Source organism: Micromonospora sp. GCM10011542, assembly GCF_042650685.1.
Taxonomy (GTDB): domain Bacteria; phylum Actinomycetota; class Actinomycetes; order Mycobacteriales; family Micromonosporaceae; genus Micromonospora.
Window position 1 is genome coordinate 55,543 of sequence record NZ_JBHSBO010000058.1, and the last position, 13,507, is coordinate 69,049.

At 71.1% G+C, this 13,507-nt stretch carries 15 protein-coding genes and 1 tRNA gene; 10 read left to right on the forward strand and 6 right to left on the reverse strand.

Annotated features, from left to right (window positions below):
* Window positions 1-12: 12 nt before the first annotated feature.
* The 4 genes from ACFOW4_RS20980 to ACFOW4_RS20995 all read right to left on the reverse strand — a co-directional run bounded on the left by ACFOW4_RS20980 (window position 13) and on the right by ACFOW4_RS20995 (window position 3,455).
* Complete coding sequence (locus ACFOW4_RS20980) at window positions 13-663, reverse strand: response regulator transcription factor (protein WP_377530277.1); 651 nt, start codon at window positions 661-663, stop codon at window positions 13-15.
* A complete protein-coding gene (locus ACFOW4_RS20985; protein ID WP_377530279.1) occupies window positions 660-1,904 on the reverse strand; it encodes a sensor histidine kinase in 1,245 nt (414 codons plus the stop codon). Before ACFOW4_RS20985 ends, ACFOW4_RS20980 begins: the two co-directional genes overlap by 4 nt.
* 64 nt (window positions 1,905-1,968) lie before the next feature.
* On the reverse strand, window positions 1,969-2,475 hold the full coding sequence (locus ACFOW4_RS20990) for a hemerythrin domain-containing protein (RefSeq protein ID WP_377530281.1): 507 nt from the start codon (window positions 2,473-2,475) through the stop codon (window positions 1,969-1,971).
* Complete coding sequence (locus tag ACFOW4_RS20995; protein WP_377530282.1) at window positions 2,472-3,455, reverse strand: aldo/keto reductase; 984 nt, start codon at window positions 3,453-3,455, stop codon at window positions 2,472-2,474. Before ACFOW4_RS20995 ends, ACFOW4_RS20990 begins: the two co-directional genes overlap by 4 nt.
* 76 nt (window positions 3,456-3,531) lie before the next feature.
* On the opposite strand from ACFOW4_RS20995, the gene mgrA reads away from it, so the two are divergent.
* A complete protein-coding gene (gene mgrA / locus ACFOW4_RS21000) occupies window positions 3,532-4,527 on the forward strand; it encodes an L-glyceraldehyde 3-phosphate reductase (protein WP_377530284.1) in 996 nt (331 codons plus the stop codon).
* Window positions 4,528-4,583: 56 nt separating this feature from the next.
* On the opposite strand, the gene ACFOW4_RS21005 is transcribed toward mgrA, so the two are convergent.
* Window positions 4,584-5,501: a lytic polysaccharide monooxygenase gene (locus tag ACFOW4_RS21005; protein ID WP_377530286.1), complete on the reverse strand. Its 918-nt coding sequence runs from the start codon at window positions 5,499-5,501 to the stop codon at window positions 4,584-4,586.
* A 212-nt stretch (window positions 5,502-5,713) separates the two neighbouring features.
* Between ACFOW4_RS21005 and ACFOW4_RS21010 the strand changes: the two genes are divergently transcribed.
* From ACFOW4_RS21010 to ACFOW4_RS21040, 7 genes are all read left to right on the forward strand, one after another.
* Complete coding sequence (locus ACFOW4_RS21010; protein WP_377530287.1) at window positions 5,714-6,154, forward strand: YbaB/EbfC family nucleoid-associated protein; 441 nt, start codon at window positions 5,714-5,716, stop codon at window positions 6,152-6,154.
* Window positions 6,141-6,461, forward strand: a complete 321-nt coding sequence (locus ACFOW4_RS21015) for a hypothetical protein (RefSeq protein WP_377530289.1) — start codon at window positions 6,141-6,143, stop codon at window positions 6,459-6,461. Before ACFOW4_RS21010 ends, ACFOW4_RS21015 begins: the two co-directional genes overlap by 14 nt.
* Window positions 6,458-8,083, forward strand: coding sequence for an ADP-ribosyltransferase (locus ACFOW4_RS21020; protein ID WP_377530291.1), 1,626 nt, complete (start codon window positions 6,458-6,460; stop codon window positions 8,081-8,083). Before ACFOW4_RS21015 ends, ACFOW4_RS21020 begins: the two co-directional genes overlap by 4 nt.
* Before the next feature lie 8 nt (window positions 8,084-8,091).
* Window positions 8,092-8,475: a hypothetical protein gene (locus ACFOW4_RS21025; RefSeq protein ID WP_377530293.1), complete on the forward strand. Its 384-nt coding sequence runs from the start codon at window positions 8,092-8,094 to the stop codon at window positions 8,473-8,475.
* A 145-nt stretch (window positions 8,476-8,620) separates the two neighbouring features.
* Window positions 8,621-8,743, forward strand: coding sequence for a ribosomal protein bL36 (locus ACFOW4_RS21030; RefSeq protein ID WP_377530295.1), 123 nt, complete (start codon window positions 8,621-8,623; stop codon window positions 8,741-8,743).
* 118 nt (window positions 8,744-8,861) lie between these two features.
* Entirely contained in the window at window positions 8,862-9,653 is a 792-nt protein-coding gene (locus ACFOW4_RS21035; RefSeq protein WP_377530297.1) for a permease-like cell division protein FtsX, read from the forward strand.
* A gap of 226 nt (window positions 9,654-9,879) precedes the next feature.
* A complete protein-coding gene (locus ACFOW4_RS21040; protein ID WP_377530299.1) occupies window positions 9,880-10,509 on the forward strand; it encodes a GNAT family N-acetyltransferase in 630 nt (209 codons plus the stop codon).
* 388 nt (window positions 10,510-10,897) lie between these two features.
* Here ACFOW4_RS21040 and ACFOW4_RS21045 read toward each other — a convergent pair.
* Window positions 10,898-10,987 (reverse strand) — tRNA-Gly (locus ACFOW4_RS21045).
* A gap of 337 nt (window positions 10,988-11,324) precedes the next feature.
* Between ACFOW4_RS21045 and ACFOW4_RS21050 the strand changes: the two genes are divergently transcribed.
* Window positions 11,325-12,329 (forward strand): hypothetical protein, encoded by a 1,005-nt coding sequence (locus tag ACFOW4_RS21050; protein ID WP_377530300.1) that lies wholly within the window; start codon window positions 11,325-11,327, stop codon window positions 12,327-12,329.
* Between the two features lie 466 nt (window positions 12,330-12,795).
* Window positions 12,796-13,212 (forward strand): hypothetical protein, encoded by a 417-nt coding sequence (locus ACFOW4_RS21055; protein WP_377530303.1) that lies wholly within the window; start codon window positions 12,796-12,798, stop codon window positions 13,210-13,212.
* Window positions 13,213-13,507 lie beyond the last annotated feature (295 nt).

The following is a 13,507-nucleotide window of genomic DNA, read 5'->3' on the forward strand; positions in this document are numbered from 1 at the left end:
CGCAGGGGGGGATCAGCTGGCGGGTACCACGAAGCCGGACTCGTAGGCGGCGATCACGGCCTGGGTGCGGTCGCGCACCCCCAGCTTGGCCAGCACGTTGCCGACGTGCGTCTTCACCGTCTCCACCCCGACCACGAGGTGGGCGGCGATCTCCGGGTTGGACCGGCCGGTGGCCATCAGCCGCAGCACCTCCGCCTCCCGCTCGGTGAGCCGGGCCGTCCGCAGCCGGTTGCCGCCGCGTGACCCGTACGCCCCGACCAGCCGGCGGATCGCGGCCGGGAAGAGCAGCGACTCCCCGGCGGCGACCACCCGGACCGCCTCCACCACCTCGGCCGGCCGGGCCCGTTTCAGCAGGAAGCCGGACGCGCCGGCGCGCAGCGCCTCGTAGACGTACTCGTCGTTGGCGAAGGTGGTGACCACCAGCACCCGGGGCGGGTCGGCGGAGGCGGCCAGCAGGTGCCGGGTGGCCTGGATGCCGTCGATGCCGGGCATCCGCACGTCCATCAGCACCACCGCCGGCCGGTGCCGGGCCACCAGCGGCAGCACCTCGGCACCGTCGGCGGCCTCGGCGAGCACCTCCAGGTCGGGCTGGGCGTTGAGGATGGCCCGCAGCCCGACCCGGATCAGCTCGTCGTCGTCGACGATCAGCACCCCGGTGCTCACGACGTACCCTCGTACGGCAGCCGGGCCCGGATCCGCCACCGGCCCCCCTCCGGTCCCACGGTCAGCCGGCCGCCGAGCAGCAGCACCCGTTCGCGCATCCCGTCCAGGCCGCGCCCGCCCCGGCCCGGGTCGGCGCGACCCCGGCGGCCCATCGCGTTGACCAGTTCCAACTCCAGCGCGTCGTCGCGCAGGTCGAGGCGGAGCGTCACCGGCCCGCACCCGTACCGGGCGGCATTCGTCAGCCCTTCCTGCACGATCCGGTAGCCCTCCCGGGACACCGCCGGGGGCACCGACGCCGGGTCGCCGACCCGCAGGGCGTTCACCGCGAGCCCGGCCGTGCGGCTGTCGGCGACCAGCCCGTCCAGGTCGGCGAGGGTACGCTGCGGTGCCCTCACGGACCGGCCACCGGCGGGTTCGCGGAGCAGCCCGAGCACGTGGTCCAACTCGTCCATCGCGGTCCGCCCGGCCTCCTCGATCGCGGTGAGCGCGCGCCGGACGAACTCCGGATCGGTGTCGAGGACCTCCCCGGCCGCCCCGGCCTGGAGGGTGGCCACGGTCAGCGCGTGGCCGACCGAGTCATGCAGCTCCCGGGCCAGCCGGTTGCGTTCGGCGAGCCGGGTGGCCCGCGCCTCCAGCGCGGCGATCCGCTCCGCCTCCGCCGGGCCTAGCAGCACCGGCGCCATCGACACCGCCAGTGCGCCGAGCCCGGCGACGGCATAGCCGAGACCGGCCAGCAGGGCCACCCCGGTCAGCGTCAGCCAGCCGGTGTCCCGCCCGTCGAGCGGCCCGAACCGTTCCCGTGTGATCAGTTCGGTGCCGATGCCGAACTGCTGGGCGATGAAGGCGAGCGCCATCGGTACCGCGCTGAACAGGGCGAACATCACCAGCCCGCCCACGATCAGGTGGGTGACGATCCACAGTGCGCCGCGCAGTCGGGTCTCCCGGTCGCCCCGGTGCCCGGGTGCCGGGTCGGGCAGGTCCACGCCGAGCAGCGTCCGCGCGGCGGCGATCTCCAGGGCCCGGCTGCCGTCCAGCAGCAGCGGCACCACCGCGATCAGGGCGGCGATGACCAGCAGGGCGATCACCAGCGGGCGGGGAAGCTCCGAGTCGGTGAGCAGCTGGGTGAAGGTCACCGCGAGCAACCCGTACGGCAACGCCAGCACCCCGCCGAGCAGCAGGAACACGCCGCGCCGCCAGGTCGTGCCGGCGACGAGCGGGGCCAGCACCGCTCGGGGGTTCACCCCGTCATTCTGCCGCCGCCGGCCGTCCCGGCGACTCCCCCGTCTCGGGGAGATCCGGGTGTGCTCAGCGGTGGTCGGCCACGTACCGCTGCGGGTCCTTGTCGTCGAACGACAGGTCACGGCCGTTCTTGTGCTCGCCGTAGAAGGTCAGCCACCGCTGGCCCAGCTCGGCCCGCAGCTCGGTGCCGACGTGCCGGCGGAAGTCGGGCAACGCCTCGTCCTCCTCTTCGGCAAGGTGCTCGCTGTTCTCCCGCCGGGCAGTGCGCACCGCCTCCCACCACCGCTCCGAGCCGACCGGGTGCAGCTTGGACTCGGCGATGGCGTCACGGATCTTGTTGTGGTCGCCGACCGCGTCGGCGGTCTCGGCCTCGCCGTCGTCACCGTGCCGGACCAGGTGCGGGTAGAGGATCGACTCCTCCGCCTCGGCGTGGATGTCCAGGTGCAGCGACAGCGCGTCCCAGATCGACAGCAGCTCGTGCTCGTCGCGGGCGTCGTCGAGGCGGGCGAAGCCGCGCCGGAAGGCGGCGTGGTCGTCCAGGATCAAGGCGGTGATGTCGTCCACTGTGCTCACTTTCCCGTCGGTGTGTTGCTCAACCGGTTACGCAGAAGCCGCGGCATCGCCGCCAGGCCGGTGATCGGGCGGAACCGCTTCGCGGCGTCGGCCAGCGCGGCGTACTCGTCGTCGCCGAGCTCGATGTCGGCCGCGGCGGCGTTGCGTTCCATCTGCTCCACCCCGGACGCGCCGGGGATGGCCAGCACGTTCGGGTGGCGCAGCAGGTAGGCCAGGGCGATCTGGCTGGGGGTGGCGTCGTGCGCGTCGGCCACCTGGCGCAGCGTTTCGATCAGCTTGGCGCCGCGTTCCAGGTTCTCCGGAAGGAAGTACGGGTTGGCCCGCCGGACCGCGCCGGTCGGCGGGTTCTTCGCGTCGTAGCGGCCGGACAGGAAGCCCTGGGCCAGCGGGCTGTACGCGATCACCACCCGGCCGGCCTGCCGGGCGTACGGCAGCAGATCCTGCTCGGGTGCCCGGTCGATCATGCTGTAGCGGACCTGGTTGCTGAGCACCCGCCGGCCGAGCGCCGACTCGGCGACCTGCCAGCGGCGCAGCCCGTAGTTGCTGACCCCGACCTCGCCGACCAGCCCGACGTCCTGCAGGGCCCGCATGCCGCGCATGGTGGTGTGGTCGGCGACCAGCGGATTGGGCTGGTGCACCTGGTAGAGGTCGAGGCTGGTGACGCCGAGCCGGGCCGCCGACGCGACCGCCCGCTGCTGCACCACCGCGGCCACCGGCAGGACCGGGAAGATCTTCGTGGCGACGACCACCTTCGGCCGGTCGTCGCCCAACGCCGCGCCGAGGATGCGTTCGCTGCGCCCGAATCCGTAGATCTCGGCCGTGTCGAAGACCGTCACGCCCAACTCGACGGCCCGGCGCACGATCTGCGTCGCCCGAGTCTCGAAATCGGGGCCGTAGCCCCACTCCCGGGAGCCGAACTGCCAGGTGCCGAGGCCGATCTTGGACAGCGGCTTGGGGGTGTCGAGCGTGAGGAAACGCATGGCCTCGAAGCTACCCCGATGTCCGGGTTCGCACGCCGGATCGCCCACACCCCGCGCCGGGGCCGGGGCTAGGCTCATGATCGTGACCTACCTCGCCGCGGACGACCGCTACGACACCATGACCTACCGGCGCAGCGGGCGCAGTGGCCTGCGGCTGCCGGCCATCTCTCTCGGCCTGTGGCACAACTTCGGCCCGGACCGCCCGTACGAGCGGCAGCGCGACATCGTGCGCCGCGCCTTCGACCTCGGCGTCACCCACTTCGACCTGGCCAACAACTACGGTCCTCCGCCCGGCGCGGCGGAGGAGAACTTCGGTCGGATGCTCGCCAGCGACCTGAAGCCGTACCGCGACGAGCTGGTGATCTCCAGCAAGGCCGGCTATCTGATGTGGCCCGGCCCGTACGGCGAGTGGGGCTCGCGCAAGTACCTGGTCTCCTCGGTGGATGCGTCGCTGCGCCGGATGGGGCTGGACTACGTCGACATCTTCTACTCGCACCGGTTCGACCCGGACACTCCGCTGGAGGAGACGATGGGCGCGTTGGACGCCATCGTCCGCTCCGGCAAGGCGCTCTACGTGGGCATCTCCAACTACACCTCCGAGCAGACCGCGAAGGCCGCGGGCATCCTGCGCGAGCTGGGCACGCCGCTGCTGATCCACCAGCCGTCGTACTCGATGCTCAACCGCTGGACCGAGGACGACGGCCTGCTGGACACCCTGGAGCAGGCCGGCGCCGGCTGCATCGCCTACAGCCCGCTGGCGCAGGGCCTGCTCACCGACCGCTACCTGGGCGGCATCCCGGCGGACTCGCGGGTACGCACCAGCGTCTTCCTCAACGAGAGCGACCTCAGCGAGGAGAAGATGGCCACCATCCGGGGCCTCGGCGCCGTCGCCGAGCGGCGCGGCCAGTCGCTGGCCCAGCTCGCGCTGGCCTGGGCGCTGCGCGACCCGCGGATGACCAGCCTGATCATCGGGGCGAGCAGCGTCGCGCAACTGGAGACGAACATCGCGGCGCTGGACAACCTCGACTTCACCGCCGAGGAGCTGGCCGAGATCGACCGACTCCTGGGCTGAGCAACCGCCGCCGGCCGGGGTCACCGCTCAGGCGGGCACCGGCCGGCGCGGCGGCTTCACCAGATCCGGCGCCGGCCGGCCCGGTGGTTGCGCACTCCGCACGGACGACCGACCGGCGGCGCGTCGGCCCGGCGCAGCCGCCGGCCCACCGCGACCAGCAGGGCCAGGGTGAGCACCGCGGCGGCACCGGCCAGCAGGGGCAGCCGGTCGCCCAGGTCGGTCACCGAGGCCACCGGCACGCCCGGGTCGGCCACCGACGCCGCCGCCGGCTCCGCGCTGGCCGGCGCGACGCCCGCGGTACGCGGAGCAGCCGCGCCGCTCTTCGTCGACGCGGCCCGGCCGGACGAGCCCGCCGTGGCACCGGCCGCCGGCCGGAACAGCACATCCGAGCAGGAGTAGTAGGTGTCCGGGGTGCTGGAGTTCTCCCAGATCGTGTAGATCAGGTGCCGCCCCTCCCGGCCGCCGGGCAACCGGCCCGGCAGCTGGTACGCGCCCGAGCGCACCGGCGGGTCGGTCGCCGTCAGGAACGGGCGCGTCTCCAGGTCGGCCCAGGTCAGCGGCGCCTTCGGGTCGTAGGAGGGCCGGGTGACGTAGAGCCGGAACGTGCCCCGGTGCGGGATGGTGGTGCGATAGCGGAAGGTGAACCGCGCGCCCGCGGTGACCTCGGTGGCCGGCCAGTCCGTCCGGGCCAGGTTCAGCCCCTGGTACGCGGAGAGCCCGCCGCCGCACAGCTCGCCGTCCGGGACCCGCTCCCGGTCCCGCCCGTTGACCGTGGAGATCCGCACGTTGTCCCACTCCCGGACCGCCGCGCCCGCCTCGACGGCCGCCCGGCATGCCGCGGTGGTCGCGTACCGGCCCTCGGGTCCGCAGGCCGCGGCCCGGCTGATCGGGCTGGTGGGGGCTCCGTGCGCGGCGGCGGGCGGTACGGTCGCGGCGGCGAGCAGCACGGCGGCGAGCAGTCGACGCACGGTCATGGATTCGACCTCCCGACAGTGGTACGGACGCGGGACGCGAAAGGTTCGACGGCGGCAGGCCCGGCGCGTCGGACCGAGGCCTTCCCGCACGCCGGTGAGGGGACGCCGCCAAGAGCCGCCACGGCGTACGGTGTGTCCGCCGCCTGCGGACGGACGCCGGCAGCACCGGCGCGGTGCGCCAGCGGGGGCGCGGCCGGGATGGGGAGGAGCACATGTCCCAGGTGCCGATTGGCGACTTCGGCGCGGCGACCGAACGGTTCGTGGCGTCCTGGACGGCGGGTGTCTCGGAGCGGGCGGCGCGGGCACAGGCGCTGTCCGAGCAGGTGGCGGGCATGTCCGCTACCGCCGACGGCGCCGACGGCGCGGTCCGGGTCACCGTGGCCGCGTCGGGCGTGCCGACCGACCTGCGCCTGGACCACCGGGTGCTGCGCTGGCAGCCCGACGAGATCGCCGCCGAGATACTCCAGGTGATGCGCCGCGCACAGGGGCGGCTCGCCTCCCAGGTGGCGGAGGCCGCGGCGGAGACCGTCGGCTCGGACTCCGACACCGCACGGGCGGTTGTCTCCAGCTACGAGCGCCGCTTCCCGAAGCAGCCCGAGGACGACGCCGACGACCCGGGGCCGGAGGGGAATGGGCGCCGTGGCCGCCGGTGAGGGCTTCGAGGTGACCAGCGCGGCGCTGGTCCGGCACGCCCGCTCGGTGGACCGGATCGCCGGGGAGGTGAACAACGCCCACGGCGCGGCGGCGCACGTGGTGCTGGGCGCCGAGGCGTACGGCAAACTCCCCGTCTGCCAGGCGATCCCGCTGTTCCTCGACGTACTTCAGGAGCGGGCGGTGGCCGCCCTGGCCGCCGCCGAGGAGTCTCTGCGCAGCGCGGCCGGCGGGCTGGAGTCCAACGCCCGCGCGTACGACGAAACCGACTCCGGCATCTCCTCCGGCTTCGCGGGAATGCATCGGTGAGCACCGACGTGACCAACCCGCTGATCGCGGCGCGGGAGGACACCACCGGCTGGTACAGCGGCGTCGGGGTGGCCGAGGGCATCGCCGGGCTGCGCGCCGGCATCGAGTCGGGCTCCTGGGTGGATGCCACGATCGGCGGCGTCGGCGCGTCGATGGAGGCGCTGGCGTTCTGCACCGATCCCCTCGGCGCGCTGGTCTCCTGGGGCGTGGCCTGGCTGATCGAGCACGTCGAGCCCCTCTCCGACGCGCTCGACTGGCTGGCCGGCGACCCGGACCAGATCACCGCCTACGCACAGACCTGGCACAACGTCGCCCGACACGTCGGCACCCAGGCCACCGCCTTCGCCGCGGCGGTGGACAGCGACCTCGCCGACTGGGCGGGCGCGGCCTCGGACGCCTATCGGGCATACGCCGCGCGGCACACGAGCGGCCTGAACGACATCGCGGAGGCCGCCGACCTGATCGGCCTGCTGGTCGAGGGCGCCGGCCTGCTGGTGGCCCTGGTGCGCGAGCTGGTCCGGGACCTGATCGCCGACTTCGTCTCGGTGCTCGCCGTCCGGCTCTGGGAGTGGCTCGCCGAGGCCGGCCTCACCCTGGGCCTCGCCACCCCCTGGGTGGCCGCGCAGGTGTCCAGTCTGGTCGCCAAGTGGGTCGCGAAGGTGGCCAAGGTCCTCACGGCTCTCGCCGCGAGCGTCAACCGGCTCCGACCGATCTTCGCCCGCCTCGGCGACATCGTCGACACGCTCGAGGCGGTGCTCAAGAGCCTGCGGCGCACCCCAGCCGGGCATTCCCCGACACCCGACCTGCCCACCACCGGGCCCCGGGTCGACGCGCCGTCCACCGACGGACCCGGCGGCGGGACGACGCCACCTCCCCCCTGGGCGGTCGACGGTCGGCCCGGTGGCGTGCCCGACGGCGGGTCCCCCGACCTCGGCGGGACCGACCCGGCCGATTCCGTCCCGGACGGGACCCACCCGGATCCCGCCGACGCCGAGCCCGACCCGGCCGACCTGCCGACCCGGCCCCCCGGCCAGCCGGAACCACAGACGTTCGCCAGCAACGCCGACGGCGCCGCGTGGGGGCGGGACACCTGGGCGCAGGCGCAGGCCGACCTCAGCCCCAACCAGGCCGACGCACTCCGGTGGTACACCGGCGAAAAGCCTCCCGGGGCGTCACCGTGGCCACCGGACTACAAGGACATCAACGGGGCACTGCGCGGACAGTCCCCGATGAGCCCGGAGCTGTCCGAGGTCGTCACCCGGATCGACGAGTCGATGAACCTGCGGCCGGTGCCGGAGAACGTCATGGTGACTCGGGAGACCGGCCTCAACGCCTTCAACTGCGACCCAGCGCAGCTGGTCGGCAGCACCCAGCACGAGCCGGCCTACCTGTCGACGGCGCTCGGCCCAGACCCCGACTTCGCCCCGCACAAGCCGGTCGTCCTGCACATCGAGGTGCCCGCCGGCACCCCCGCCATGTACGTTGACGGCGTCTCCGACTTCCCCGCCGAACGGGAGTTGCTGCTCGGCAGGGGGCAGACGTACGTCATCGACTCCGCCGAGTACGACGCGGCCGGCCGCCTGCACGTCCGAGGCCGCATCGTCCCCGGCACGGACAACTGAGAGGTGTCATGACCCGCGGTCCGATGTCGGAGGATCCGCAGTTCCGGACGGTCTCCATGCCCGACAACTACCCGGACAGCACGACGTCCCCGGTGCGGGTCCTGCCGGTGCAGCTCGGCGGGCGGACGATCGGATACCTCTGGGCCGCCGTCACCGACGACGCGGCCGGCTTCGTGGAACGCGCCGACGCCGGTCATCTCGGGCTGAACGCCGGCATCGGCTGGGTGCAGCGGATCCGCTGGGCGAAGGCCAACCAGGTGCGCCCGCTGCAGATACTGCGGCACTGGGCCGGCAAGCCGGAGCACGCGAAGGCGGGGTTCGTGCCGGACGCGGACGCGCAGGAGGCGCCGAGCCTCGCGGCGCTGCGCGCGTACGCCCAGGGGGGCACCTGATCGCCGGACGGGTCGACCGGCACGGCCGGTAACGGCTTCCACCGGCACCTGCGGGGGCTCGCGCTCCCGGGAATCCGCGTGCCGTGCCCGGCGTTCGGACAGGCGGTACCAATCGAGGCCAGCTGTTCAGGCCGAGGAGGCAGACATGAAGGTTCGCAGCTCGCTGCGCTCGCTGAAGCAGAAGCCGGGTTCGGTGGTGGTACGTCGCCACGGCAAGGTGTTCGTGGTGAACCGCGCCAACCCGAAGTGGAAGGGCCACCAGGGCTGACCTGGCCGGTCACCTGACGTTCGTGCCGAACGCCCCGACCCGATCCCGGGTTGGGGCGTTTCCGGTGTCAGGACGTCTCCGCCCCCACGGCGCGGGCGGCCCTCGCTAGTCTCCCCCGGTGCGCAGACCAACTCTGGCCTCGGCGATCGTGCTGGTGGTCGTGCTCCTCTCCGGCTGCACCGACACGCCACGGCCCGAGGACCGGCCGGAGAACCTGACCGTCTCGGTCTTCCTGACCTCCGATGCCACCGCGCCGCAGACCAGGGCCATCGAGGACCGGTTGCGGGCCGTCCCTGACGTCACCAGTGTCCGTTTCCTGGACCAGGCGGCGGCGTACGAGAAGTTCACGAAGGACAGCCCGGAGCTGATGGACTCGATCCGGTCCGAGCAACTTCCCACGTCCTTCGAGCTGGGCCTGGTCGACCGCCAGGCCTTCGACCGCAGCTACCGGGGGCCGCTGCGCGCGGACCTGCGCCAGTTGCCGGGGGTGGACCAGGTCATCTTCCGCGGCAAGCCCACCCAGGCGTCGGTGGCCGACTGCGTGTCCGAGCGCAGGACCGCGCCGGTGGCGCCGGAGACGCTCGACATCGACGTGTTCCTCACCGACGGCACGACCGACCTGGAGAAGCAGGCCATCGAGGCCCGGCTGCGGGCGATCCCCGGCGGGGGCGCGGTCACGATCCGGTCGAGGGAGGAGAGCTACCAGCGGGCGAAGGCGATGTACGAGGACATCCGGCCGGAAATCTTCGCCTCCGCCAAGCCAGAGGACCTGCCGGAGGTGCTGGTGCTGACCATGACCGACCGCGAGGCGGCCTACCGGGCCAACGATCAGAAGGTGGACGAGCAGGTGTGCCGCCTGGTCGGCGTGGACCACGTCCTCATCCCGCCCAGGCCGGCGTCGGCGCGCTGAGGGCGTGATCCTCGGCCCACCGCCCGGGAACGCTCCGACGGGCGGTAAGGGCGTCCGTCGTTTGACGAACGTCCTTGTCGCGAAGGGTGCAGCCGAGGGGACTCAAACCCCTGACCCCCACACTGTCAGGAGCAGGCAGCGCTGGGGTCACCCACGCCGTACCCGGTTGCATGGCCAGCGCCCCGCGCCGTTGGCCATCCCGCTGACATCATGGAGGATCTGGGGTGTGGCAAATGATCTTCATGACGACGCCGAGGTCTCCCTTGAATGGCCCGTTCGGGCTGACGAGCAACTCCGAAGCGAGTGCCACCGCGTGATCACGGCCGTGGTGCAACAGGGCGGGGCAATCGGGTGGTTGCAGGTTCCGTCCCGCGGCAAGACCGACGCATGGCTGGAGGGAGTCCTCCAGACCGTGGGGACCGGGCGCGGCGGCCTTGTCGTGGCGCGGGTCGGGACACGCGTCGAGGCATTCGGGGTATGGCTTGCCGGCCCACCCGGACCAGTAGGCCACGTCGCAGAACTGACCAAGGTGATGGCACACCCCGCTGCACGTGGCCTCGGATTAGGCAAGAGAGTGGTCTCCGCCTTGGTGAGCGCCTGCAGGAACGCCGACATCGAGGTGATCACCCTTGGGGTGCGTGGGAACAACCACGGTGCTATCTCGCTGTACGAGTCCTGCGGCTTCCGTAAATGGGGCCTGCTTCCGAACGCTGTCGCAGTCGATGATCTTCGCTTCGACGACCTCCGCATGTTCCTAGCTCTGCCCCTACCCGAGGGCATCCGCATCCGTGGATCAGCAGCGGGTGGTCCGGGAGGTTCGGTTCGACGGACCATGACGGAAGAGGTGTCCCACTAACCACGGAAGAAATTACCAACCAACCTTTGGAGTTTCTCCACGCCGGCCCGATGGAGACCCCCTCGGTCACCGTCGCCCGATCGTCGCCCTGGTCCTCGACGTCGGTCCCACCGTCTCAAGTCGGCCAGATCCATGCGGGTCCTACCGCTGCCCGCTCCGTTGGTTGCCGCTCTGTGCCGGCACCAGCAGCGGCAGCGCCAGCAGCGAACCGCGATCGGTGACGCGTGCGTAGACCCGCGCCTGGTCTTCGCATCAACGATCGGGAGCCCAGTCGACCACCGAAACGACACCAGGGCCTTCAAGGCGCTTCTGCGGCACCACCGCTGCCACGCTGTCCGAAACGACGCAGGGCGTCCGTCATGTCTGACGAACGCCCTGGTCACAAGGGTGGAGCCGAGGGGACTCGAACCCCTGACCCCCACACTGCCAGCAGCGGGCGAGGTCTGGTAAACCTCGCCCGCCGCTGCTCACCGACTCCGCCAAGGTACGGACATGTCCGCCGGGATGCACTGCCTTGGCTACTAGCGTGGCTACTCGTCCACGAGCGGGGAGCGTTACTCGGCGGGCTGCTCACCATGCTGTGCCACCGGCCCGCTGGCGGCACAAAGGTTCCCCTCCGCCTGCAGTAGGTGCTCGTCATACGTCTGCCACACCCTCATGATCAGTCTTGTCAGGGGCATGATCTATGGTCCCCGCTACAACCAGGACGTACGGCGACAGCCCTTGGATGTCCAGTGGGCTCAAGAGCGGCCACGTCCTAGCCAACCCGTCTTCAGTAGTGGCGGGACAGCTCAGACGGCATCAGGAGAAGAAGCATGGACGGCGACCTCCTTTATGAGATTGCCCGCTACAGCCCCCGAGGCGACGAAGAGCAGCTGCTCGAGCGCACACAGGTGCTGCGGAGGGGCGAGACGCTGTGGCGACGCGGTGCCGAAGGGGACGAGATCCGTTGTCCTGACAAGGATGTAGCTGCACTCATCGGCTCCGACCCCACGCTCGGCGAGGTTCACCCGGACCAAATCACCAGAATTCAGGCGAGCCGGGAGTCGCTACGAGACTTGTCGCTGGTCCTCTCCGCACCCGGTGGCGGCGAACTGGTCGATGAAAGCCGGTGGTCCCCGATGATGTGGGAGCAGCACATCGGACAAGCCGCGAGTGCACGAGAAAGAGACGTGCACCGGGTGCTGTACGTGAACGGAGCCCGCTGGCCTGTTTTCTCCACTTCCGAGGGGGAGCGGTTTCTCCCCGAGGATCCCAAGTCGTGGGGAACGGAACCGCTTTTGACCCCTCAGTGGGGCGAGCTGAGATTCACCGAAACGGGCAGCATGACGTCCGGCATCGACCGAACGGCGATCGGCCTTGTCACTCCCGGTGTCATCGCCAGCACCACTCACTTGGACGAGACCGAGCCCCAAGACGTCAGACTCGAACGACGCACCGACGACCCGGTCGTCTTCGTCGAGTGGCTCTTGGATGGCTCACTCTCGACAACCTTCTTCGAAACGCCTCGGGGGGAGGAGATGCTTGCGCAGCTGTTCGTCGAGGCCAGTGTGGGAGGCCACAACGGCGAGGCCGTTCCGGGAAGCCGCCTCGTCGAGTTCGACCAAGAGAACCGCGATTTCGGCTGCTACGACAGCAGCGAGTGGACGTTGGATCTGGCGCTGGAGCCGCCCGTGGTGAGTGCCGTCCTCGACGTGCTTGCCGGTCGCGGCCCGCGGCTGGCAGAGATCGTAGAGGCTGCACGCCGCCCAGACTCGCCTGCGGGCCTCGCGAGGAGAGCGCGGCTAGAGCAGTGGGAGCGGGATCGCGCAGCGGCATAGGGTCACGTCCGTGGTGTAGGCACCCTGCGTGAGGGCTCTCCCGATACGGGCCCGTTGCTGTCGCCGTTGCTGTCTGGGTCTGCGTCTGCCGACGGTCGCGTGTCAAGCTGTATGGGGCAGCAGGGTCGTCCGCACGGTAATGGGCGAGACCCGGGGTGCGATCTGGGCCGTCAGCCCTGCTGCCCAACCCCGTCGGCCGTCATCCGCGTCTGACCCCCGCCGGGGGGAGCCTGATCGCGGTAGTCAGCCAGTGTCAACAGACGGCGCACCGTACGCTTACGCACGGCGGCAATGTCGCTCCTCCCGTCCTTCATCGTCGCGTAACGTGCTGTTTGCTGACTCGCTGCTGACTGCGCCTGGCTCGGACGTCGGGTCGGCCCAATGGTCCTCATGGGCGGCACCATCATGGGGACCTGCTGACCCTCCGATTGGTGCGGCACCGCGCCTCAGCGTTTAGGTTCCCACCGTGGACAACCTGCTGGCCGGCCTGACCGGTGCTCTGCTCGGACTCGCGGGCGTTGCCCTCGGCGGATGGCTTCAACGGCGCGGAGAACATCAACGCTGGCTGCGGGATCAAAAGCTGCGTGCTGCTATCGACTTCATCGGCGCAACGGGAGCGGTGTATGACCGTCGTCGAAGACTTCCGTCCGCCGGACCGACCGGCACCGACGAAGTTGCGGAATGGGCTCGTGCCCAGGACGGTCGATCGGCGCTGTACTTGCTGTGCGACGAGAAGACGATCGAAGTGGCGGAAGCTCTGATCACAAGGGTGAGACGCATCGAACCAGCGACCGACGGCTCTCACGACGGGGAGGCAATCAGCCTCCTGCGCGATCTCGTCCGGAGGCTTCGGTTGGAACTCGGTGCCGGGCTGGGCAAGTAGACGCGGTTCGTCGACTCCTACCGGGTCTCGTGGTCGACCGGAGGTCACACGGGATGCAAGGCCTGCAAAAGTTCGCGGGGCTGGCTTCGTTGCTGAACTTGCAGCGGCAGGCGTTGGTCACTGTCGTGACGCCTCGCTTACAAGGCGGTTCCGGCAAGAGTCAGAGCATCCGCTGACGGCCGCCGAGTCCGGGCCGAAGGCTAGATCTGTACGAACATGTCCGCCCTCGGCCGCCACTGTTGATGTCAGCGATTGTTGTCAAGCCGCCCGGCGCGTGGCGCGCACGTAGAGCCAT

What these genes read in the sequence shown, in the direction of transcription:
- ACFOW4_RS21050 (WP_377530300.1), top strand. Translation starts at nt 11,325, where the DNA reads ATGGACGGCGACCTCCTTTATGAGATTGCCCGCTACAGCCCCCGAGGC.
- ACFOW4_RS21010 (WP_377530287.1), top strand. Translation starts at nt 5,714, where the DNA reads ATGTCCCAGGTGCCGATTGGCGACTTCGGCGCGGCGACCGAACGGTTC.
- ACFOW4_RS20995 (WP_377530282.1), bottom strand. Translation starts at nt 3,455, where the DNA reads ATGCGTTTCCTCACGCTCGACACCCCCAAGCCGCTGTCCAAGATCGGC.
- ACFOW4_RS21005 (WP_377530286.1), bottom strand. Translation starts at nt 5,501, where the DNA reads ATGACCGTGCGTCGACTGCTCGCCGCCGTGCTGCTCGCCGCCGCGACC.
- mgrA (WP_377530284.1), top strand. Translation starts at nt 3,532, where the DNA reads ATGATCGTGACCTACCTCGCCGCGGACGACCGCTACGACACCATGACC.
- ACFOW4_RS21025 (WP_377530293.1), top strand. Translation starts at nt 8,092, where the DNA reads ATGACCCGCGGTCCGATGTCGGAGGATCCGCAGTTCCGGACGGTCTCC.
- ACFOW4_RS21030 (WP_377530295.1), top strand. Translation starts at nt 8,621, where the DNA reads ATGAAGGTTCGCAGCTCGCTGCGCTCGCTGAAGCAGAAGCCGGGTTCG.